Source organism: Rickettsia endosymbiont of Lasioglossum villosulum, assembly GCF_964026455.1.
GTDB lineage: Bacteria > Pseudomonadota > Alphaproteobacteria > Rickettsiales > Rickettsiaceae > Rickettsia.
Map to the genome: position 1 here is coordinate 1,423,968 of NZ_OZ032152.1, position 20,056 is coordinate 1,444,023.

Genomic DNA, 20,056 nt, shown 5'->3' on the forward strand with positions numbered 1-20,056 from the left:
TTATTCTATAATTTCAGATTTTTTAAAGAAAAACTTAATTTCTCTTTTTGCACTATTTTCACTATCAGAACCGTGAATACTATTAGCTTCAATTGATTCACCTATATCCTTTCTAATAGTTCCAGCTTCAGCTTCTGCTGGATTAGTTGCTCCCATAACTTTACGGTTTAAAGTTATAGCGTCCATACCTTTAAGAACTTGAAGCACTACGGGACCTGAAGTAATATATTCAACTAAACTATCAAAAAATGGCCTTGCTCTATGTTCATCATAAAAACATTCTGCTTCATATTTAGTTAAAGTTGTCATTTTCTGAGCTACTATTTTTAAGCCCGCATTTTCTAAGTAGGTATTAACTTGCCCTATTTTATTCCTTTTTATAGCATCAGGCTTAATCATTGAAAAAGTATATTGTATTGTCATTTTTAACCTATTTATATAATTATTAAATTTATTTCTTTGCTGAAAAATTCCATGTTAAAGCGAATAAGCTACTTCCTAAAAGAGCAGAAATACTAAAAAATATAAACACCCCATCCCATCCATAATTATCACTTATCCATCCAACACCGACTCCTGCAATTGCTGCTCCTAAATAACCAAACAACCCTGATAATCCATTAGCTGTGCCAACAGCTTGACGAGTACTAAAATCAGCCGCGGCAATACCTACAAGTAGTTGTGGACCTGAGACAAAAAAACCAACAAGAGAAAGAATTACTATACTTAGCAACTCGCTTTGGATAGGAAGCTTCCAAAATAAGATTAGCAATAAACTAAGTGCTAGCATACATATTGTACTTACAGGACCACGTCTTCCTTGAAATAATTTATCAGATAAAAAGCCTGCTATTAACGCCCCTGGAATACTTATCATTTCATATAAACCTATTTGTAAACCAGCATTTAAGAGACTTATACCTCGTAAATCTTTTAAAAATGTAGGAGCCCAATAAATTACCCCTAAACGTATTATATATACAAACATGTTTGCTAAACAAACATACCATATTAATTTATTGCAAAATACTATTTTAAGTAATTCGGCAGTTGGCAGTTTATCATAATCGCTTATTAATTCAGGAGGGTAATTTTTATATTCTTCAACTGTAGACAAACCTACTTCTTTGGGAGAATTGCGAAGTCTATTATATAAAAAAATTGATACTACACAAGCAACCACGCCAGGTACAAAAAAAGCAGTTCTCCAACCGAACTTATCAATCAGGTAACCACAGCTTACCATAGCAAGAGCACCACCTATTTGGTTAGAAGTTGCTCCCATTGCCCATTTAGTTCCTAGCTCTTTAGAAGCAAACCAGTGAGTTAACATTTTTGTAGCAGGAGGCCAGCCCATTGACTGAAACCAATTACTTGCTATCCACAAAATACCAATAAGGAATAAAGAATCTGAAAAGCCTATTAGAATAGTGATAATACCAACGAACAAAAGCCCCAGAACCATAAATATCCGAGCATTAGTCTTATCACTGATAAATCCATTACAAAATTTACTAACTCCATACATTATGGAAGAAGCAGTTAATATCCAACCGATTTGAGTTTTTGTAACATCAAAATATTCTCTAATAGCTGGCGTTGCTATATTAAAATTTTGACGACAAAAATAAAAAGTTGCATAACCTATAATGATAGAATACAAAATCCTTATTCGCCAACTGTTATATTTTTTGACATATGGTGTTCTTGGAATTTTAATTTCAGATTTTGTATTTCTCATATCATAAATCCTATAATTACAAAGAAAATAAGCTCTTAAAAACCTATTTTCTTATATTGATACTATTTTTCAGTATTATTTACTAAAACTTGATATTCTTTATTTAATCCCTTAACGGCATATATCCATAATATTACTATCACAAAAAATATAGAAGCAAAATATGGGGTTGCTTCAACAAACCCCAATGCCGGGAATATAATAAAAAATGTAGATTGAATAATAGCACCACCTGATTTACCAAATCTTCCACCGATAACTTCAACAGCAGCTTGACCTTTTACTCGTAAATCTTTATCAAGTGGAATATAAGCCATATTTTTAGTAGCATCAAATAGAGAATATTTTACACCTTTACTTAAAACATTTTGAATTGTACCGATCATAACCGCAAGTGCTAAAGGACCTGATGCTAAAATACCTGTTAGATACATAGCAATTACACTATCAAAAAAGATAAACGCAAAAAACGCAATACCGGTAATTAGCATCATTAAAGGCGTAATCATCGCAGCAGTTAACCAAGATACTTTCCTCAAAATATTACTTCCTATAATCATAAAAGCTATAGCAACCCAACCTTGATAAGCTTGAAACTGCCCCATATACATAGTATAAGCTTCTTTTGTCGGGTGTAATTCTTTTAACTTTGATTTCCAAACACCTTCAACTAGATTTACAGAAATACCATAAGCAATAAGTAATAATGCGATATAACCTACATATTTAGAAGTAAATATCATTTTAAAGCTTTCTATTAACGACATCTTAGCTTTAGCCTTTTTCCCTTTTACAAGTGCTGGATCATAAAGTTTAGGATCAGTTAAAACATTTTTATTCATCCATCTATATGTAAGTATTACAGCCAAACTACTTATTATCATAATAACAAATAATGGAGTAAACTTTAAATGCTCTGCTACTATTTGAGTTTTTTCATGTAAAAAATACCCAATAATTAGCGATGTTACAGGTAATGCTAAATTAGCAAGTAATCCAAACATTGAATAAAAACGCTTAGCTTCATCGGTTTTAGTAATTTGGTTAGCAAATTGCCAAAATAGTAAGCTTAGCATTAATGTTCCCCAAAGCTCAGCCATAGTATAGAAAGATGCAAAACTCCATTTCCCAACTATTCTTATAAACCATTTAAAATTAGGATATGCTAAACTTAAGGATTCTATAGTTTCAGGATTAGGGTGAACTAAATCAGGGTTAGGATAAAGAACAAATGCAAATAATGCAAAATATGCTAGGAAAAAAGAAGTAATTACATAAAATACGTTTTCTTGCTTTAAAATATCACATAGCTTAACGTAAACTATCATAGCAATTACCGCAGAAGGAAGTACTATATAAGTTTTTAAGAAGCTTATTGCTTCAGCTCCTATATCAGTTACTACAAAACCGTCTTTAATTGAACGAAGTGTTGAGTAATTTAGTAAAATACAAAACATCATAAATGCCATTGGCAAAAACTTTTTGTTCTCATACCTCTCAATAGGCCAAATTACTTTTCTTAGTTCCGAGATATAATTATCGCTTTTCGTAGTACTCATAAATTAAATTTTTCTATTTGTTTCAAAGATAAGTATTATACTAAAATATGTTAGAAAAGTCAAATATGATGATTATTTATAATAGGCTGCAATCAATATTACCCAAGAATTTTTATAAATTATTTCTTTAACCTCAAATCCTATTTTTTCATAAGCATCTCTAACATCTTCCAATTGATTATCAAGAAAACCTGACAATACTAAATAACCATTTTTATTCATAAGATTGCTAATCTGGGTAGATAACTCAATTAAAGGTAAAATATTACTTATGACTAAGTCAAACTTACTATTATAATTAGTTACCCTATAAAATATTTTCAGAGGTATTTTGATAGAATTTTATATTAGAATTGTTAAAGCTAGCATTTTCTTTTGCAATTTCTACCGATGCATCATCAATATCACAGGCTAAAATCTCTGCCTCATTCCATAATTTTTCAGCTATAAATGAAAGAATCCCACTGCCAGTACCTATATCTAAAATTTTATTTGCTTTAATATCTTTAAGATATTCTAAAGCCTCTATACATCCTAATGTAGTCTCATGATTACCAGTACCAAAAGCTCTAGAAGCTTCAATTAATATAAGTGTTTTATCTTTGGGACATTTATCTTGATGTAATGTTGTGCAAATAAAGAAACGATTTGTTTGAATTGGTGCTAACTGGTTTTGATAAAGTGCTACCCAATCTTTATCTTCTATCTCTTCACTAATTATGTCACTAGTGATTTCTATATTGTTTAGTTTTGCTAATTCCTGTACTTCTTTTTTTAAAGAAACTAAATTTGTTTGATTATCACAATAAATTTCAAAGCACCAAATATCTTTAGGTTGTGATTCTAAAGTTTTTGACTTTACTTCATAAACAGAAATGGCACTTACTTTTTCTGTAAAAAATTCTTCAAATATATTTATATCCTTATACTGAATATTAAATGAAATTTTAAAAATATCTTTTGATTGACTATCAGATTTAAACATGATCTACTTATGTGATAAAATTTTAATAAGGCTTATATGATAAGAAACATAATTATTACTATTTCTGCAATATTATTGTTAACCTCAAAAGGCTTTGCAGATGATACTATATCTAATGCTTCAAAAAAAGATACCAAAACAGATATTACAACACAAAAAATTCTAGATGAATTTTATGCCTATGCTGGCACTATTAAACCAGAAATACGTGAAGAAATACAAAAATATAGGGTAGAAATAGTTAACATTAATAAAAAGAAACGTGAACTATATTACAAGCTTTCTAAAGAAGCACAAAATTTTTTAGCAAAAGAACAAGAATATAAACAAAGATTATCTTCCTCCAGCATGGCTACCGAAGATAATAAAGATGCTGATAAGAAATAATTAGTTATTTGCAGCACGTTTTAATCTATCGTTGATAGCAACACCTATATTTATTGAAGGTATGGGAGCAACCGCTATATATTCTATATTATGAGCAGCAGCATAATCGTCTAATAATCTCAAATATGCATAAAGATTGGCTGCTGCTTCTGTAAGGTCGCCTTTACTGCTTAAGTTTAATGAATATTCCCCTTTAAGATTGCTATCATCGAAATTTAACCCAATTTCTTTATCATTTAAGTTTGTAGCATTTAATCTAATCGGCACTATTGGGGAATAATGTTTCTCAAGCATTCCTGGAGCTTTAATATTAATATTTTTTGATGCTTTACCAATTTTAATATCAAGTGCTGCTTCTAACACTTCAGCAGTGATAAACCCCTCTCTAAGAATAGTAAGTATATCAGTTGTAGTATCGACGATAGTTGATTCTAATCCATATTTAGATTGATAATGTTTGTCTGTTAGAATAAAAATTTCTTCATTATCATTAAAATGCTTTGTAACATGATCTAGCCTAGTCGGGCTTATATAATTTGAAGGGTTGGCACTTGGAGCAGCTATTGACTTTCCGGATTGTTTAATAAGTTCCAATGCTAATGGGTGGGATGGTATACGAATTGCTATAGTTTTAAGTCCTGCCGTAACTGCCGTTGCAATATTTGCATTTTCTTTTAACGGAACAACTATAGATAACGGACCAGACCAAAATTTTTCTGCTATTTTTCCGGCTATATAATTAAACTCTCCTATTTCTTTTGCTTGCTCTATAGATGAGACATGCACAATAAGCGGGTTGATAGCAGGACGATTTTTAAATTGAAAGATTTTTAAACATGCTTCTTGATTAGTAGCATCCGCTCCTATTCCATATACTGTTTCGGTCGGAAAAACTACGACTTTACCGGAGGTTATAAATTGAACTGCTTGTTTTATCATAAGCGGTTAAATTTAGCGATCTTATGAAATAATTTGCAAACATCTTGTAATATTAACAACCGATTTTTGGCAATTTTTTGGTCACTATCATTAACAAGTACATTATCAAAAAAGCTAGTAATCGGAGTTAATAGAGTCTGCAATAGATTTAATGCCTTATCATAATCCTTATCGACAATTTGTAGTGAAAGCTTTTGAGTTACTTTAAATAACTCCTTTTCAGGTTGAGTACTAAATAGATTAGGCTCAACAGCTCCATCAATATTTTGGCTTCCAAGTATGTTACTTGCTCGTTTATAAGCATTTAATAATTGCTTCCCGTCTTCTTTTTCTAAAAACTCTTTCAACGCATCAAGCTTAAATTTTATATTTGCTAAATTTAAATCAAGAACAGCATTAATTAGCGAAATATCATATTCATTTTTAAAATAAAATTTCGCTCTTTCCTCAAAAAACGATATTATTAAATCCTTATCTTTACCAGATGAATATAATTTCAAAGAAAAATCAATTAAACTATTTAAATTCAGCTCTAATTTATTCTCAATTATTATTCTTATTATGCCTAATACCTGACGTCTTAACGCATATGGATCACCGGAACCTGTCGGGGCTTCACCAGCTATCATTAAACCTACTAAACTATCTAATTTATCCGCAATCGCAAGCAAAGCAACATTACCAACCGGTACGCTATCACTCAAACCTTGCGGCTTATAATGATCTCTGATTGCTACAGCTATTTCTTCATTTAGGTTTTCATGTTTTGCATAATAATAACCCATAATACCTTGCAGCTCGGGGAATTCTCCAACCATTTCAGAAACAAGATCACTTTTACAAAGTTTAGCTGCGGTAATTAAATATTTATTATTCGGATCGATATATTTACAAATATTAGTAATACGCTCTACTTTTTCCTTTAAACTACCAAGCTTTGTGTGAAATGTTACAGCTGCAAGCTTTTCTGAATTTGCTTCTAAAGTTTTAGCTATATCTTGCTTGTAGAAATATAAGGCATCGGACAGCCTTGCCGATAATACTTTCTCGTTACCTTGTACGACTAGCTTGCTATTGGCAAAATTACCGTTACTAACGAAAAGGAAATATGGGGCAAAATTTTCTGATCTGTCAAATAAACAGAAATATTTCTGGTGAGTACGCATTGAAGAAATTAGCACTTCTTTGGGCAACTCTAAAAACTTTTGCGGTATTGCTCCGCATAATACTACCGGAAATTCGCTAAGCCCTGCTACTTCTTCAATTAATCTTAAATCTTCTTTTATGTTTAAATTATGAGTATTTGCTTGCTCTAATAAACCGTTTTTAATTATTTCTTCTCGTTTTAATCTTTCTAAAATTACATAATTTTCTGTGAGTTTAGTTTTATAATCCTCAAAATCAGTTACTTCGAGTTTTTTATTATCAGTAAGGCGATGCCCAAAAGTGATGTTATTAGCGGCTAAATACCCAAATTGCAGAGGTAATATTTCGCCATCAAATATGCATAAAATATTTCGTAGCGGTCTAATCCATTTTATATTGTAATTCCCCCAAAACATAGATTTTGCCCAGCTATATTTATTAATAGCTTCTACAATAATTTCAGGTAAAATTTCTTTTATTTGTCTTTCTGCTACTTTTTTAATGTAGAAATAATATAATTGATTATTAATTAACTTAGTTGAAAGCTCTAATTTGCTAACATTATGAGCTTTACAAAAGCCATTAATTGCAGCTTCCGGTGCTTCTGTACTCGGTCCTTTAATCTCTATTTCTTTTGGTAACATTACTTTCGGCAAATGTGTAGCATACAGCGTTATCCTGCGAGGTCCTGAAAATACTTGTAACCTTGCAAATATTTCGTTCTCTTCAAAAATTTTGGTGAAAATGCTTAAATATCCCTCTTCTGCATCTTTTTGCATAAAAGCCGGTATTTCTTCGCTAAATAGCTCTAATAATAATTCACTCACCGCTCATCTCCAACCATTTCATACAACAAATTTTAGCTAAATGACGCACTCTTAAAACATATGAAGCACGCTCGGTTACGCTAATTATTCCACGTGAATTCAATAAGTTAAAATAATGGCTTGCATTAAGACAATAATCATAAGCAGGTAACGGCAAGTTTGCTTCTACTAGCCGCTCGCATTGTTCTTCACTATCTTTAAAATGACGCAATAACATTTCGCTATCGGCAAACTCTAGATTAAACTTTGAAAATTGCCGCTCAGCTTCAAAATCAACTTCACCATACTTTAAAGCTTTTTCGCCTGTTTGACCATTCCAATCAAGTTCTTTTACCTCATCGATGCCTTGAATATATAAAGCAAGACGCTCTAAACCGTAAGTAATTTCACCGGCAACGGGTTTACATTCAATACCGCCAATTTGCTGCATATAAGTGAACTGCGACACTTCCATACCGTCACACCATACTTCCCATCCAAGCCCTGCCGCTCCTAGCGTCGGTGATTTCCAATCATCTTCGACAAATCTAATATCATGAGCTTTTAAATCTATGCCTAAACATTCTAAGCTTTTAAGGTATAATTCCTGAATATTGTCGGGTGAGGGCTTTAAGATAACTTGAAACTGGTAATAATGCTGCATTCTGTTAGGATGCATGCCATACCTGCTGTCCCCAGGTCTTCTTGACGGCTGTACGTAAGCGACAGACCAAGGCTTTGGACCAAGACAACGAAGCACTGTTGCAGGGTGAAACGTACCAGCTCCAACATGGGCATCGTAAGGTTGCAAAATTGCACATCCATAATCCTGCCAATAATTCTGCAAGGTTAGTATAATTTGCTGAAACGATAGTTTTTTCATAAGGCATTGTTATCGGGAAAGAAAATTTTGATCAATTAAAAGGATCGAATATTTTAATGTTAAACATATTATAATGCTTGGTATTTCTAGTAACTAATATCATATTATGTTGTTTTGCTTGTGCTGCTATTAAAGTATCGATTGGATTAGTACCGTCTATACTTATTAATTCTCCCCATTCTTCACATATTTCTCTGTCAATATCAAGAATTCTTTTATCATAATCTATTATTATTCCTTCTAACCATTTTTCTAATTTTAGACTTGCTACTTTATCTTTTTTTGCTAGTTTTGATATACCTTTTCTTATTTCACCTATAGTTATACAGCTTATATGTAATTGACTAGTGTGAATACTTAAAAACCACTGTACTACCTTACTATCAGGATTCTTTTTATATAATTCCGATATAGCGTTAGTATCTATTAAATATTTCATAACTCGAAATCTCTTGCCTTTCCTTGCACTCTTTGGAGATCTAATTTATTAAAATCAGGAGCACTCAATAAATACTCGCTAAAACTAAGTTTTTGTTTAGTAAGTTGTTTATAGTCTTTTATACTAATAACTACAACTGCTTCTTCTCCCCTTTTTGTAATGCATTGAGGTGTACCTTGCATTGCTGTGTCGATAATATTACTCAGCTTATTTTTTGCCTCGTGTAATTGCCATTTATTCATATTTAAGCTCCAATATGTCTAGATTAGCTAGATTGTTATATAGATATTATAACATAGATTATTTGTTTATGTAAATAGGTTTATAGGGCTTATGTGATATCGTCATTGTGAAAGAGTAGGGCAACCCAAAAATTTTGGGTCACCAAATTGATGCTATGACAGGAAGTGAATAAAAATTATTACATAGCAGTAATGCGTTGCTCTTCTGATTCTAATAATTTTTCTAATTCTTTTCTGTTATATTTTTTCTCTTTGAGATTTACTGCATTATCAAAAATATGTTGTACCGCTTTTTCTTCTAACGCAGGTCCTTTAAGCTGCTCAACAGCTCTAGGGTTATTTTTATAAAAATCAAACAACATATTTTCTTGACCAGGAAAGCTACGTGCTTGCTGCATAATAATTCTGCGAAGATCATCAGGCTCTACTTGTAAATTTTTATCTTTTGCATATTCTGCAAGCATTAACCCAATTCTAACACGACGTAATGCTAATTTATCATAGTATTCTTTTACTTGTTCTGGTGATTTATCTTTGAATACAGAATCATCTTGCTCGCTTTTGTCAGTTTCAGACTTTAAGATATTTTTTTCTTGATCTAATAAAGATTCAGGCACGTCAAAATCTAACAATTTTTCTAGTTGATCAAATAAATTCATTTTCATAATAGTAGAAATAGCTTCTTCCGACTCATTTTCTATTTTTTTGGTAAAGTGAGTGCGTAGCTCTTCAAGGCTATTGCTTTGGAATTTTTTAGCAAACTCATCATCAATGACTGTAGGTTCTGCAGTATGAACAGCTTTAACCTGGACTACAAAACGAGCATCCTTACCAGCTAAATCTTTAGCATGATAATTTTCAGGGAAAGTTACATTAACTTCTACTTCACTACCAGCTTTAGAACCTATTAATTGCTTTTCAAAACCAGGAATAAGTGCATTGCTACCAATAACTACTTTAAAATCTGTAAGTTTGCCACCCTCAAAAGCTTCATCTTTAACATAACCAACTGCATCCATGGTAATTTGATCACCATCTTTAGCTTTTGCTTTACTTTCTTTGGTATAACTTTTCATCATTTCCGCAAGCTTTTTGAGTTGTTCTTCAACATCATCAGGACTTACTTCTAATTTCGGACGATTTATAGATATTTTCTTTAAATCTGGAATATCAATTTTAGGCAATAATTCCATTTTTATTGTAAATTCTAAAGGCTTATTAGGTTCGTTTTGTAAATCATCAATCTTTGGTCTGCCGATAATATTTAAATTATGCTCCTTAATAACATGATTTACTGAATCATTAATTCTTTTTTCTATTATATCATTTCTGACAGAAGCACCATATTTTTTCTCAACAATTGTAATAGGTACTTTACCAGCTCTAAAACCTGCTATTTTGACCTTTTTTGTTAAGTCGACCAGCTCTTTTTGAATATCATTATCTATTTCACTTAAAGGAGTTGAAATTTTAATATGAAAATCTAGCCCTTCATTTTTTAATATGGTAGTTGCCATTTGTAATAATCCGTTATTTATAAATAATTCAGCATATTAGTTTGCTAATCAAAATAAACTATAGAGCCAAAATATGCAATAGTTTTTGTAAACCGAACATAAGTAGGTTAAGAAACTAGAATTACTAAACTATTACATCTCAATAATTTATAAAACTTGAATAAGTTTAAGATTTTACAATTTAAACTTGCATTTTTATCTGATATAATTCTAAAGATTTTTTTAATGATTTAATAAATATGCAAGAAAAAACCAAAGTCTTTAACGTGTTAAAAGCTCTATATAGTTCCCAAGATACTTTACCGAAGCTAATAGAGGATGAGCAGATTAAAGCCCTATCTTTAGATGAGTATTATATAAAATTACAGATATTACTTAGCGAAGATAATGACTCAGCTAAAGCAGCATTACATGATAAAGTTACCGGCGAAAAGAAACCGGTAGAAATAGAAGATATTTTTAAAGCTATAGATGTAGAAAATAGGATAAGAGAGCTACTTGAAAAGAATTATCGAGTTAGAGAAGAAATAATTAATGATATAATTAAGCCACTAATTGAGGAAGAAAATAAGCTGAATCTACTTTATAGAAATATATCTAATAAAAGTGAATCGGAAATAAAAAATATAGCCGAATCAATAAACAGAATACAAGCAGATGTCGGTAAAGTGCTGTTACTAGGTGGGGCAGGGATAGGCAAAACTACGTTAATGCACTACCTATCTTATAAATGGGGCAAAGATAATTTATGGAATGATAAATTTGATTATGTCTTTAGAATTAAGTTAAAGGAATTGTTAAATGAAAATTGGAGTAGAGAATACGAAGCTAAGGAGCTACGTCAAAACAAACTAGCCTGTTTCATTCATTATTGCTTGAATTTAGAAAATATAGAACCGCACGAAATAATCAATATAAGCAACAAAGATAGAGTATTATTATTGCTTGACGGTTACGATGAAGTAGCATTTTTATCCCAAGATAATCGTGATTACCGAGATATTATGGAGGCAGTATTTCAGTATAAAAACGTAATAATGAGCTCTAGACCTAATGCAATCACAGAAAATATTAACAATAAGTTTGAACGCAAGGTAGAAAATACGGGATGGGATAGCGAAGGGATAGAGAAATATGTAAGTAAAAGCTTTAAACATGATCAAGAGCTTAGGACGCAATTGAAAAGTTTTTTAGCCGTTAACAATCAAATAAAAGAAATATGCGAAGTACCGATCAATACGGCATTAATATGTTTAATGTGGAATGATCCAGAAGTAAGGGATAAGTTTCGGGTAGATGGTAATAAAGATTTTAATATAAGTCGTTTATACGGCGGGATAATAGACTGGCTTAATAATAGGTATCTAGCAAAAACCCAGCATAAATATAAGAGTAAAACAGAAGCTAATAATCATTTAAAAAACATAATGAGTTTTTTAGAACAAATAGCTTATGAATCACTTAGCACAACAGGGAAGTTAGTAGAAAATAAACGAGTAGAAAACAACAAAGACACATTAGACATAGACGAAGTTATAGAACAAGGATTATTAAGAAGAGAGGGACAAAATTATCAATTTATTCACTTAACCTTTCAAGAATTTTTAGCCGCCCGTTATCTAAAAAATCAGTTATTAGATAATCATACTAAAAGCAAAATAGCAAGTTTTATAGGTGAGCATAGAAACGAACCAAAATATCTAATGACTTTAAAGTTTTTAGCCGGAATAGCAAATAATGATGATAGTAAAGAATTAATAGAAATATTTTGGGAAGCTGCAACTTGCAACGTTAACGGAATATTAGAGCTAGGGATTGAAAAGAAAATTGCATTACTAATGCATTTATTAGCTCAAAGCAAAATCAAGGACGAATTTAACAATAGAATACCATATTTAAAACAAATCCAAAATTTAATAGATGATATTGTATTAAAGGATATTACAATCTGGGAACAGCATATAATAGATAGCGGTTATTTATCCGAATCGATTGTTCAGGTGGTGAATGAGAAGTTACAAAGCAAAGAAGCTACATTTCAAGAATTAAAAACATCTGCAGAAATAATAGCGGCTCTATCAAATAGAACTGAGTGGGGTAACAAAACTAAAGTTTATGAAAGATTGATAAATTCTTTTGTAATTGAAAATATACAATTACAGGAATTAGTATTGCAGAAATTAGCAGAAATATTAGATGGGACTATAGATGAGACTGTAATACGAAAAAGCTTGAGCAAAATACTACCATTAAATACATGGGCATTAAATGAATATGTAAATATAATATTAGCTGAAATAATAATTATTGTCCCTGATCTAAGTGAGGAAATATTAAAAAACTGAATGATAATTATTTAGTTCTAGAGAGTTTAATTGAAATAATAAAATCAATACCTAAACTAGAACCACAAATAATCAAAATCTTTCAAAAATTGCTTAGAAATTACAATGAGGATTTTGTAACCGGTTTAAACTTAACCCGAATAGTAGAGGCGATACCTAGTTTAGTAGAGGAAGCAATAAGAACTTTCAAATTCTTAATCAATAATTCTAGTTTTAGTAAGTATGACAAATTTGAATATACCCATAGCTTAGAGTCAGGAAATTTATTTAATAGCCCTAATAACGGTATTATATATGATATTACTAAAACCTTAACTAAAATATTAAGTGTAATAGATAAACAACAATCATTTAATATATTAAAAGAATTATTGAATGATTCTAATATTTACATCAAATCCGGAGCAGCTTTGAGTTTAGCTAAGTTAGCAAATACTATGCCTAATTTAGTACACAAAACATTTGATATATTAAAAGAACTAATAAACGATCATAGAAATGAAATAAAATCTGCAGCTGCTTGGAGTTTAGCTGAATTAATAAATACGACACCTGATATAACACCAAAAATATTTGATATGCTAAAAAATTTATTAGAAAATTCTGAAATTCGAGTAAAATCTGCAGCCGCTTGGAGCTTAGTTGAATTAACGAACACAATACCAGATATAACGCCAAAGGTATTTGATACACTAAAAAAACTGTTAAATAATTATAATGATTATATCCAATTTACAGTTGTTGAAAGTTTAGCAAGATTAGTAAATACGACCCCAATTTTAGCACAAAAAGTATTTACAATATTAAGAAAGTTAATTACAAATCCTTACACTAATAAATATGTTAGGTCTAAAGCTGTTAGCAGTTTAGCTTCCATAGTACAAATAAAACCTAATTTGGCACAGAAAATATTTGATATATTATTGGAAGAAGTAGTTCATAAAAACAATGTTACACCTGAAGTTATAACAAGCTTAGGTTGGATAGTACAAGCAAATCCTAATTTAGCACAAGATGGATTAGAACTATTGAAGCTACTAATCCATAAAATTAGCGATTTCAACAATTATATTAATTTTACAATTTTAAGAAGTTTAGGTTGGATGGTGCAAGAAAATCCTAATATAGGACAAGAAGCATCTAAAATATTAATAAAACTAAGTAATAACCCTGATGTTGATGTTAAATCTGAAGCAATTTTAATTCTAATTGAGATTAAAAAAGTAAAACATACAAAAAAATTATTTACAGATTTAAGCGAAGTAATAAGTGATTCCAAAAATGATAGATATGTCAAACATATAGCTGCTCAGGGTTTAGCTAAAATATCAAACGAAATGTCGTTTATTAAAGTAGGCTATAGAAACTTTGCAGAATTACTTAAAATAACGATTTTAACTGAAAACCAAAAACTTTACAAAAATTCATATCCAGTATTTAAAACTACCCTACATAAAATAACTGACCATATCACTCAGGAATACGCAAAAAGAAAAAATCCTAAAGTGATAGAGTGGTTTAATGGATGTTTTAAGGAATTTCCGAATATAGCTGAAACACGAGTATTTTTAAAGGAAATATGTAAAACTATATTAAAGAGTGGGGTTATAAATCAGCTAGAAAGTCAGTTTATTTTAAACTGTGTAAAAAACTACCATTTTACTTTTACAGTAGCAGTTAATAAAGATCACAAAAAAATAGCAGGCAAGATAATCTTTGAAGATAGACGCTATGAAATATTTCAAAATGATAACTTAGAGGAGTTTGCTACCATGTTACTTGCCGCAACTGATGATCCGTTAGCAGAGCAGTATAAAACGCATAAGCCGTTATTTTTAAATAAAGGATTAGGACTTAAGATAGCGGCGAGTGATATTATGGACGTCAATAGTATAACAAACGAAGAAGCAAAACTTTCCACCGAAGCACCACTTTTATCTTATGTAAGAGATATTAAGGATAATGCCATAATATTATTAGAAAAAAGAAACGTTTTTGGAAACCATCTAATATATAAGTTTAATAATAATAATTTTGAGAAAGTAGCAGCTATTTATCCCGCTGAAATTGATGAAGAAACAATAAAACAAATATTTAAAGAAATAGAATCCAAAAAATTTATTCAGTGCTTTGTTAAGAGTGCTGAATATTTTAACTTCAATGAATGGCAGCTAGTAAATGAAGAGGGCAGAGACTTGTTTAAAGATATAATGGAAATAATCCAAAATGAGAAAGTAGAGTTAGAAACCTCTAATTTTAAATTGTTAGGTACTGAAGTAAATATCCGATTAAATGCACATGAGAATATATTAAAAGATGGCGGAATTATAAATAAAGCAGAAATTAATAGGGAAGTTGAAAGATTAAAAGAAGAGAATCCTAAATTATACAATTATTGTAATGCACTTTTTTGGAATACAAAAAATATTTTAAAAGCTTGCGGTATTGCAGAAACTGAGTTTTTTAAAAATAATATTAAAAAAACTATAGGAGAAAGAATAATATTGTTTGGAATAAAATTTTTCAATCCAGTAATTAAAGATTTACCTTTTGTTGGAGCTATAGCAGACTTTATAACTGATACAATAGAAGATATAATTTGTGTTTGGTTAGAAAAAAGACAAGATAGAAAGCTTAAGAATGAAATAATTAGTATAAATGATATTCTTCGCCATAAAATCGGAATGCAGGATGTAGAGGATTATTTTAAGAAAGTAGCTATCACTATAACCCACGCACGTAAAAACGAAATAATAAATCCTAAAGAAATATCTCAACCTAATTCCCTCGTTCAAAAGTTTCAAGCCTGTGTACAAGAAGCAGGAAATATGATTTATGATAAGACAAGAAATATTCTACTCCCTGAAATTATAGAGAGTTGCGATAAAGATAATAAAGCCGTGCAGTTAGCGTTAAAAGATTCTATTGCGTTTATTAACTATTTATATACAAACTATGACGATATATTAAATGACGATTTTGATTTATATGAACAATGTAAAAAGATTGTCAAAAACGGCACGCTAGATGCATTATTTACTCAAACTAACAAAAATTTTAACATTAACTAGCCTTGTTGCATCCAATGGTGTGCTATACTTTTCATAATATTTATTTTTCTAAATCTTCTTTAGACAATTTTGTAATTTTTATAACAGACTCTAAAGAAAACCCTTCTTTCATCATTTCCTTTGCCATCATAACTTTTTCTTCTTGCATTTTCTTTAGCATAATAGCTTTTTCTTCTTCTCTACCTTGTTGCATCCAATGATGAGCTATACTTTTCATAATATTTATTTTTCTAAATCTTCTTTAGACAATTTTGTAATTTTTATAACAGACTCTAAAGAAAACCCTTCTTTCATCATTTCCTTTGCCATCATAACTTTTTCTTCTTGCATTTTCTTTAGCATAATAGCTTTTTCTTCTTCTCTACCTTGTTGCATCCAATGATGAGCTATACTTTTCATAACGTTTTCTCTTTTTTTAGGATTTAATTTTGATTTAAGTAGTTTTTCTACTTCTATTATATCATCTTGTTTAATTCTGGTCAAAGTGTAGCATAAAATTAGTTCTATATGCTCAATACCAATATCTATTTTAGCAAATTTAGGCAAAAGATCAGCTACTTCTTCCCACCTTTTTAATAAATCACGTTCATGAATATGCTTCATAAAAAATTGCAAAATCCCAGACCATGCTTTTTCTTTCAATTTTTCGTCCGGAATATCATGTACATTGATTAATTGATAATCACCGCTCCATGTAGATTTTACAAGTTCACTATTCTCAAATAATTCCCATAGATTTCGTGGAGCATTATATTTTTGTACACCGTTATAAAATATTAATGGATATATGAAAGGAAATTTTTTGCTTTTTGTTGATTTTTTATGATATTCGGCAATTTTAAACATATACCGAAATAACCTCAAAGCCATATTATGATTAGGCGAGCTTTGATGCTCTAAGAGCAGATATAAGTAACCTTTTCTATCTCCAAACTTAGCAGAAAATAAAATATCTACTATAGATTTTTTGAGTCTTTTATCTACAAAACTGTCTTTTTCCATTTTCAGCTTTTCAAAGGAAATCAAATTTTGTATATGGGGAGGTAAATGCATCTCAAAAAACTCTTTAGAAACTAAAGGGTTTTCAAACGCACTTCTTATAATTTCGTCGTGTTTAGGCTTTTTAGACACTTATAATTGCTGACTATTAATATATAGTGAATTAACTTGGACTCGGGATAGTTAATTTAAAAGTGAGACTGCGGAACGTATACTTAATACGTGAGCACAGGCGAAACTTGCAAAATTGACTGTCCCCAGTTCAAGTTAAAAAACTATAAACGCACTATATACATTTTCTACTAACAGTACAACAATAATATTGCCTTTTTAATTAAAAGTTATATTAAATATCTAATAAGCTTTGTAGTTGGTCTTTGACTTTTGGTAGTTTGGCAAGATCACTTCCACCAGCTTGGGCAATGGAAGGCTGCCCGCCGCCACCGCTACCACCTAAGAATAACGAAAGTTCTTTTGCAATGAACCCTGCATTAAATCTATCTGTTATAGCCTTACTTATTGCAACAGTAATAGATAGTTTAGAGCTATTATTTCCAACATATACCACTACTAAATCTTCTGCTTTTTTAGCTAAATTCTCAGCAGCTTGACGTAAAATTTTATTGTCTAAATTTTCTACATGACGATAAATTAACTTAATTTCCTTGATCTTTTCGGCTTGTTTTTCAATCTGCTCGACGCTTAAATCTAAACTAGCTAAATAAGTTTTTTCTAACTCCTTTTCAAGCTCTTTATTACGTTCTAAAATATTGTTAACTTTACTGACAAGCTCATTTTTGTTAGTCTTTAGGCTATTTTCTATATTTTTAAGTAACCCCTCTTTTTCTCTAATTAGCTTAATTACAAATTCACCGCAAACTGCTTCGATTCTACGAATACCTGCTGCAATAGCTGATTCGCTGGTAATTTTAAAGCAACCAATATCACCGGTATGTCTAACATGCGTACCGCCACATAGCTCGAGCGAAGTTTCGCCCATCTTAACTACTCTAACTTCAGAATCGTATTTCTCGCCAAATAATGCCATAGCTCCTTGTTTTACAGCATCTTCGGTAGACATAAGCGTAGTATCTACTTCATGATTATCTCTAATAATCTCATTTACCTTATCTTCAATTAAAATAATTTCTTCAGGAGTTAAAGCTTTAGGGTGGCTAATATCAAATCTCAAATAAGAAGTAGCAACGAGTGATCCTTTTTGCGTAACATGCTTGCCAAGTACCTGATGCAACACCGCATGAAGTAGATGCGTTGTCGAGTGGTGAATTCTTAAATTCTGTCTATATTTAACATCAATACTAAAATTAGCATTTTCATTCGTAGTAACCTTACCTTTTTTCAATATACATTTATGAACTATGATAGAACCTAGATATTTTAGAGTATCGACTACTTCTATTTCACAATTTTGGGTTTTAATTACTCCGATATCGCCCATCTGCCCACCTGACTCACCATAAAAAGGCGTTTGGTTGGCTATTAAGAGAAATTGCGTATCTATTTCGCTAATATCGTTTACTAAAGCATTATCTTTAATTAAAGCAACTATTTTTCCATCAGCTTCGTTAAGATTATAGCCTAAAAACTCTGTACTGCCATATTTTGCTTTAATATCAAACCATAGCTGATCGGTTTTAGATTCACCTGATCCAAGCCAAGATTTTCTAGCACGCTCTTTTTGCTCAAGCATTTGCTGCTCGAATCCTTGATGATCAACAGCAATATTACGATTTTTTAAAATATCTTCGGTTAAATCAAGAGGAAATCCATATGTGTCATATAACTTAAACGCTACTTCACCTGATAATCTACCACCTGCATTGAGGTTTTCCGTTTCTTCGGAAAGTAATTTTAAACCCCGCTCTAAAGTAGTTTTAAATCTAATTTCTTCCTGCTCCAATATACTGCTTATAAAGCTTTCTGCTCGTTTAAGCTCAGGGTATGTATTACCCATTAAATCAACAAGTTTCGGCAGTAACTTATACATTAGCGGCTCTTTTGACCCGAGTATATGAGCATGACGCATAGCTCTTCTCATAATGCGGCGTAGCACGTAACCACGTCCCTCATTTGACGGCACTACCCCATCAGCTATCAAAAAGCTACAAGCTCTTAAGTGATCAGCAATAACACGGTATGAGAATTTTGCTTCTGCCTCTACTTTCACCTTTAATATATTCTCTGTGAAACTAATTATTTCTTGGAATAAATCTATATCATAATTATTATTAACATGCTGTAGCACTGCTGTCATACGCTCAAGACCCATTCCAGTATCAATCGACTTCTTCGGCAAATCTATTCTGGTATCTTTATCAATCTGTTCATATTGCATAAATACCATATTCCAAATTTCGATAAAGCGGTCACCATCTTCATCTTTAGTGCCAGGTAAACCACCATATATTTGCTCACCATGGTCATAAAATATTTCTGAGCACGGACCGCATGGACCTAGATCACCCATTGACCAAAAATTATCATTTGTTTTAATTCTAATTATGCGGTCATCCGAAAACCCTGCTATTTTCTTCCAGTAAGAAGCTGCTTCGTCATCAGTGTGATAAACTGTTGCATAAAGCTTATCCTTAGGCAATTCAAACTCTTTAGTTAATAAATTCCAAGCATAATATATAGCCTGCTCTTTAAAATAATCACCGAAAGAAAAATTACCGAGCATCTCAAAAAACGTATGATGCCTTGCGGTATAGCCAACATTTTCAAGGTCATTATGTTTTCCGCCTGCCCGTAGCGATTTTTGACTGGTTACTGCTTTGTCGTACGGTCTTTTTTCTTGCCCAGTAAAGACATTTTTAAACTGTACCATACCAGAATTAACAAACATAAGGCTCGGATCGTTATGAGGAATGAGCGGACTGCTACTTACATGCGTATGATTATTTGCTTTAAAGTAAGATATGAATTTACTTCTAATTTCTTCGGTGGTAAATTTAGACATATTATATTATGATAAGT

General features: G+C 31.1%; 17 protein-coding genes. 3 read left to right on the forward strand and 14 right to left on the reverse strand.

What is annotated here, in order from left to right; all coding sequences use genetic code 11:
* The 5 genes from ndk to AAGD49_RS07125 form a co-directional block, all read right to left on the reverse strand.
* Positions 1–423, reverse strand: coding sequence for a nucleoside-diphosphate kinase (gene ndk / locus AAGD49_RS07105; protein ID WP_341788529.1), 423 nt, complete (start codon positions 421–423; stop codon positions 1–3).
* 28 nt (positions 424–451) lie between these two features.
* Positions 452–1,741 carry an MFS transporter gene (locus tag AAGD49_RS07110; RefSeq protein WP_341788530.1) on the reverse strand — a complete coding sequence of 430 codons (1,290 nt, stop codon included), beginning with the start codon at positions 1,739–1,741 and terminating at the stop codon, positions 452–454.
* 62 nt (positions 1,742–1,803) lie between these two features.
* A complete protein-coding gene (tlc1, locus tag AAGD49_RS07115; RefSeq protein ID WP_341788531.1) occupies positions 1,804–3,300 on the reverse strand; it encodes an ATP/ADP exchange transporter Tlc1 in 1,497 nt (498 codons plus the stop codon).
* A gap of 72 nt (positions 3,301–3,372) precedes the next feature.
* On the reverse strand, positions 3,373–3,636 hold the full coding sequence (locus tag AAGD49_RS07120) for a 50S ribosomal protein L11 methyltransferase (RefSeq protein WP_341789245.1): 264 nt from the start codon (positions 3,634–3,636) through the stop codon (positions 3,373–3,375).
* Positions 3,608–4,285 (reverse strand): 50S ribosomal protein L11 methyltransferase, encoded by a 678-nt coding sequence (locus tag AAGD49_RS07125; RefSeq protein WP_341788532.1) that lies wholly within the window; start codon positions 4,283–4,285, stop codon positions 3,608–3,610. Before AAGD49_RS07125 ends, AAGD49_RS07120 begins: the two co-directional genes overlap by 29 nt.
* Positions 4,286–4,321: 36 nt before the next feature.
* Between AAGD49_RS07125 and AAGD49_RS07130 the strand changes: the two genes are divergently transcribed.
* Positions 4,322–4,672, forward strand: a complete 351-nt coding sequence (locus tag AAGD49_RS07130) for a hypothetical protein (protein WP_341788533.1) — start codon at positions 4,322–4,324, stop codon at positions 4,670–4,672.
* Here the strand turns inward: AAGD49_RS07130 and AAGD49_RS07135 are convergent, their stop codons facing one another.
* From AAGD49_RS07135 to tig, 6 genes are all read right to left on the reverse strand, one after another.
* On the reverse strand, positions 4,673–5,611 hold the full coding sequence (locus AAGD49_RS07135) for an L-threonylcarbamoyladenylate synthase (RefSeq protein WP_341788534.1): 939 nt from the start codon (positions 5,609–5,611) through the stop codon (positions 4,673–4,675).
* Positions 5,608–7,584: a glycine--tRNA ligase subunit beta gene (gene glyS, locus AAGD49_RS07140; protein WP_341788535.1), complete on the reverse strand. Its 1,977-nt coding sequence runs from the start codon at positions 7,582–7,584 to the stop codon at positions 5,608–5,610. Before glyS ends, AAGD49_RS07135 begins: the two co-directional genes overlap by 4 nt.
* Entirely contained in the window at positions 7,577–8,446 is an 870-nt protein-coding gene (locus AAGD49_RS07145; RefSeq protein ID WP_341788536.1) for a glycine--tRNA ligase subunit alpha, read from the reverse strand. Before AAGD49_RS07145 ends, glyS begins: the two co-directional genes overlap by 8 nt.
* Before the next feature lie 31 nt (positions 8,447–8,477).
* On the reverse strand, positions 8,478–8,885 hold the full coding sequence (locus tag AAGD49_RS07150; RefSeq protein ID WP_341788537.1) for a type II toxin-antitoxin system VapC family toxin: 408 nt from the start codon (positions 8,883–8,885) through the stop codon (positions 8,478–8,480).
* Positions 8,882–9,127 (reverse strand): type II toxin-antitoxin system Phd/YefM family antitoxin, encoded by a 246-nt coding sequence (locus tag AAGD49_RS07155; RefSeq protein WP_341788538.1) that lies wholly within the window; start codon positions 9,125–9,127, stop codon positions 8,882–8,884. Before AAGD49_RS07155 ends, AAGD49_RS07150 begins: the two co-directional genes overlap by 4 nt.
* A gap of 179 nt (positions 9,128–9,306) precedes the next feature.
* Positions 9,307–10,644 (reverse strand): trigger factor, encoded by a 1,338-nt coding sequence (tig, locus tag AAGD49_RS07160; protein ID WP_341788539.1) that lies wholly within the window; start codon positions 10,642–10,644, stop codon positions 9,307–9,309.
* A 239-nt stretch (positions 10,645–10,883) separates the two neighbouring features.
* On the opposite strand from tig, the gene AAGD49_RS07165 reads away from it, so the two are divergent.
* Both AAGD49_RS07165 and AAGD49_RS07170 read left to right on the forward strand, forming a co-directional pair.
* Entirely contained in the window at positions 10,884–12,989 is a 2,106-nt protein-coding gene (locus AAGD49_RS07165) for an NACHT domain-containing protein (RefSeq protein WP_341788540.1), read from the forward strand.
* An 89-nt stretch (positions 12,990–13,078) separates the two neighbouring features.
* Positions 13,079–16,060, forward strand: coding sequence for a HEAT repeat domain-containing protein (locus AAGD49_RS07170; protein ID WP_341788541.1), 2,982 nt, complete (start codon positions 13,079–13,081; stop codon positions 16,058–16,060).
* Positions 16,061–16,100: 40 nt separating this feature from the next.
* Here AAGD49_RS07170 and AAGD49_RS07175 read toward each other — a convergent pair whose 3' ends face one another.
* The 3 genes from AAGD49_RS07175 to alaS form a co-directional block, all read right to left on the reverse strand.
* On the reverse strand, positions 16,101–16,277 hold the full coding sequence (locus tag AAGD49_RS07175; RefSeq protein ID WP_341788542.1) for a transposase: 177 nt from the start codon (positions 16,275–16,277) through the stop codon (positions 16,101–16,103).
* Between the two features lie 5 nt (positions 16,278–16,282).
* Positions 16,283–17,191: an Rpn family recombination-promoting nuclease/putative transposase gene (locus AAGD49_RS07180; RefSeq protein WP_341788543.1), complete on the reverse strand. Its 909-nt coding sequence runs from the start codon at positions 17,189–17,191 to the stop codon at positions 16,283–16,285.
* Between the two features lie 214 nt (positions 17,192–17,405).
* Positions 17,406–20,039, reverse strand: a complete 2,634-nt coding sequence (alaS, locus tag AAGD49_RS07185) for an alanine--tRNA ligase (RefSeq protein ID WP_341788544.1) — start codon at positions 20,037–20,039, stop codon at positions 17,406–17,408.
* Positions 20,040–20,056 lie beyond the last annotated feature (17 nt).